Consider the following 3,617-nt stretch of genomic DNA (forward strand, 5'->3'; position numbering starts at 1 on the left):
ATACAATGAACTTCAACAATTACTAGCTACTTCCTAAACATTGTTCCTCATTTAGCAACCTGTTTATGCTTTTTTCAAACTTTGCAACAGAACCAATTAAATCCTAACTCAAAGATGTACAACAAAAAAGAACCACTAAAAAGTGATTCTTTTTTGTTAAGGGCATAGTTCGACTCACATAGAGATTTTGAGAATAACTCTATAAGTTGTAGTATAGAACAATTAAATGTAAACTTATATGAATTTTTAATCAAATTTTCCATATTATAGTTGAGAAATTTTTATTACTTGATTAAGTAAGTGCTGATTAATTCTATCTTGAATTGCGTCTTTAATAAATTCTTCAATGGAACTATTTGTTTCTTCCACAATTTTTTTTATGGATTTATACTCATTACTTGTGAGAGTTACGGGCTTTGTTACAGTATTGCTATCTAAATATACACTATTGTTAACACGTGGTATCATTTTTCCTTCTATTATATAGGGTGTTAAATTATCCATCCATTCGGCTTGCATTCCAGATGGTAATGATATTAGAGATTGACGAATATCAAAATACCAAAATTCATCTTCTACTGATATTTTTAAGTTTCTTGGTGATACATACTGTAATATGAGATCTATAAATTGAAAAGTATCACTTCGATATTGATAAGATTTAGGAAAGCGGAATTTCACAAATCTTTGATGATGACTTCGCGGTTGATCAGATAAAGCGTAGGCAGGCTCATATCCTACTTTTATTGCATCTTCTAACGTAATGTCATTTCCAAATTCATCACGTAGTATGATATCCCCACGTTTTGGAATGGAGATAATACGTGCTAACGTATTTCCCTTCATAAATCTTTGTAATAGTACTACATTATGCTTTTGTGAGTATGTATAGATTGTATTTTTCCGCTCTATTTGTTGTACTAATTCACGGACATCATCTTCTTTCACAAATTTTGTTTTGCGATTACGATGCTCCTGTATAGTACAAGTTATCTCGCCCTCTTCTATCCATTTTTCGAGTTGATACATACTGATATGGTACTCTTTACTTGCTTGATATAAAGTAATTCCTTCTACCTCAAGTTCTTCTTTTAATTTCTCTATTTCTTCTTTTTTAAATAAAAAGCTTCCATCTAAACGCCATGTATCCTTATTAATTGGATTTAATTGTCCCTGTTTTATCAAATTATTAAATGTGAAGTGACTAATATCTAAATATTCTTTCACTTCGTTTGTAGTCATATTTATTTCGTATGCACTCAGCATTTATGTTCCCCCTAATATTACATTTTTACAGAAAAGAAATAATATTATTATGTAAATTATAATTTATAAAATAAACAATTTTAACTTATTATAGCATAAATTTAAAATAAACTATTTAAATATGTATCTAATAACAAAATATAATTTCTAATTAAATTTATTTTTATAATGTTATAAATCAAATTAAGTATCATTAATTTTATAAAAAAACTAATAACCATAGAAAATAGGAAATTTTCTATAGTTGTTATTCACTATCATTTTTATAAAATTTAATCTTTCTATGTAAATGATTTATAATTTAATTCAGTTATAATAGTAGATATAAAAGGAATTAATAAGGAGTTGAATAACAGTGAAATTTGAATTAAATACAATTCATAGTGAAACTTCTTTAGAAAATATAGAAAAACAAAAACAAAATTTCACAAACATAATTGCAGTATGGAATCTTGATTATATAAATGAAGCTGAATTTAAAAAGGAAAATAACGAAAGAGAAGATATATATACATACGAGGGATTTTCAGATGAAGAGATACTGTACTACTACTTGAACCGACAAACACATTTCGACCAAGAAAAACGTATCAAAGATGCATCTAGGACTTTATATGCACGTGATCTAAGCCAGTTTTATTTCTTTATCAAACAAAGTACAGAATTTCTGCAGCAAGATGTAAAAGATTATAAAGTTGGCCAAGTCTGGAGGAATCTAAGGAAACGCCATATCCGTAACTATCAAAAATGGTTGTCCCTAGAGGCAATTTCTAATCAATCAAAAGAAAAATACAAAGCATCTACGATTAGTAGGAAACTTGGTGTGATCCGTTCTTATTTGAAATGGCTATATGAAATTCAATATATACAGGAACCTCTTCATGTGGAGATCCTAAGTACGACCGTTAATAAGCACCACAAACCAAAACGCGAGTTATCATATGAAGAAGTGAAGCAGTTGCTTCATTATTATAAGGATAATGAAATCAATTATGCTTTATTATCAGTTTTGGCTACCACTGGCTTACGTGTTGCAGAAGTTGCGCATGCAAAGTGGGAAGATCTTGAGTATGACGCTATACGTGGACGTTATTATTTAACAGTAAATACAAAGGGAGATAATGAACGGATTGTTTCTATTAATAAGGAGATTTTTAATCGTATTGTTGCATTTCGAATCCGGAGAAGGTTACCTGTAGATATCGGGAATAAAGATGGTGGGGCTATATTTCAAACAAAGAACCATACTGCTTATAGAGAGAACTACTTGTCACAGTATATTTCTAAAATCATTAAGGATACTAAGTTACCCTTTACAAAGAATATACGAATTACCCCTCACTTCTTTAGACATTTTTATGTACAGTACTTATATGATTACAAGGGGCTTGCACCTCATGTCATAGCAGCTGCAGTTGGTCATAAAAATGATCGGACCACGAAAGAAAATTATTTGAAACAACGATTAACAAAAGATAATGATGCTGGGAATTTAATTATGGAAGATGAATTCTAATTTTACCACTTTGTATTACCTTATTGGAACTCAGTATTATCGTTTATAGTTGTGTATTTTTTTTATAATTAAAATAGATTAAACGTCTATTTATTAGTGTCAACTCTTAAGGGGGATTAGTTCTTCGCCAAGATTCCCTAATTATAAAACATATCCATAGGGAAGCGTGTAGAACCTTGCTAATATATGTTAAAGTTTAAATTGGCAAATAAGAGGGTCATAGCATGATATCCAATTCAGACTATGACCCTCTTTGAAACATATATTTGCACTAGAACCAGCTATATTGTTTTTGAATTAAATGTAAAAGTAATATACCCTGGTTCTGTTGCGAAGTTTTGTTAAGATTAAGTGGTACCAACAAAAAGTTCTACATTTTATGCGATTGTTAGTAGCTCCTGTAATTCATTGTATGTCGAAAAACCGAAGTCTGAGCCAAGACTTCGGTTTCGTTTATATAAAGCATGAATGGTTTCGATGTCTTTCAAGGTATGGGAAGCATGGCGAAGATTTTGAAATCCTGCGGATTTGGAAAAACGTCGCCTCATATGCCTATGGTCCTGTTCAATGAGATTGTTCAAATGCTTGATTGTACAATGAGTTGTATTTATATAAAAGCCTTGTTCTCTTAATTTGTTAAATGCACAAAGTAATGCTGGTGCTTTGTCTGTAGTGAGAACCGTAGGTTCTCCAAAATGTTTTACTAATCTTTTCATGAAGGCATAGGCAGCCTGATGATCCCGTTTTTTACGAAGTTGAATATCCAATGTGTGTCCATCTTTATCAATTGCACGATAGAGATAACGCCATTCTCCCTTAACTTTGATATAAGTCT

General features: G+C 30.6%; 3 protein-coding genes. 1 reads left to right on the forward strand and 2 read right to left on the reverse strand.

Annotated elements, in window-relative coordinates:
- Positions 1-264: 264 nt before the first annotated feature.
- On the reverse strand, positions 265-1,266 hold the full coding sequence (locus HRG09_RS27640) for a DNA-binding protein (protein ID WP_174104003.1): 1,002 nt from the start codon (positions 1,264-1,266) through the stop codon (positions 265-267).
- Positions 1,267-1,621: 355 nt separating this feature from the next.
- Here HRG09_RS27640 and HRG09_RS27645 point away from each other — a divergent pair, with 355 nt between their 5' ends.
- Positions 1,622-2,782: a tyrosine-type recombinase/integrase gene (locus tag HRG09_RS27645; RefSeq protein WP_174104004.1), complete on the forward strand. Its 1,161-nt coding sequence runs from the start codon at positions 1,622-1,624 to the stop codon at positions 2,780-2,782.
- Positions 2,783-3,159: 377 nt separating this feature from the next.
- On the opposite strand, the gene HRG09_RS27650 is transcribed toward HRG09_RS27645, so the two are convergent.
- Positions 3,160-3,617 (reverse strand): IS6 family transposase (locus tag HRG09_RS27650; RefSeq protein ID WP_174104005.1); only part of this gene is annotated, 458 nt, incomplete at its 5' end.

It is taken from the genome of Bacillus sp. Xin1 (genome assembly GCF_013314535.1).
In the GTDB taxonomy this organism is placed as follows: Bacteria; Bacillota; Bacilli; order Bacillales; family Bacillaceae_G; genus Bacillus_A.

Bases quoted from the DNA above. Each gene is read 5' to 3' on its own strand.
- HRG09_RS27640 (WP_174104003.1), bottom strand. From the start codon at position 1,266: ATGCTGAGTGCATACGAAATAAATATGACTACAAACGAAGTGAAAGAA.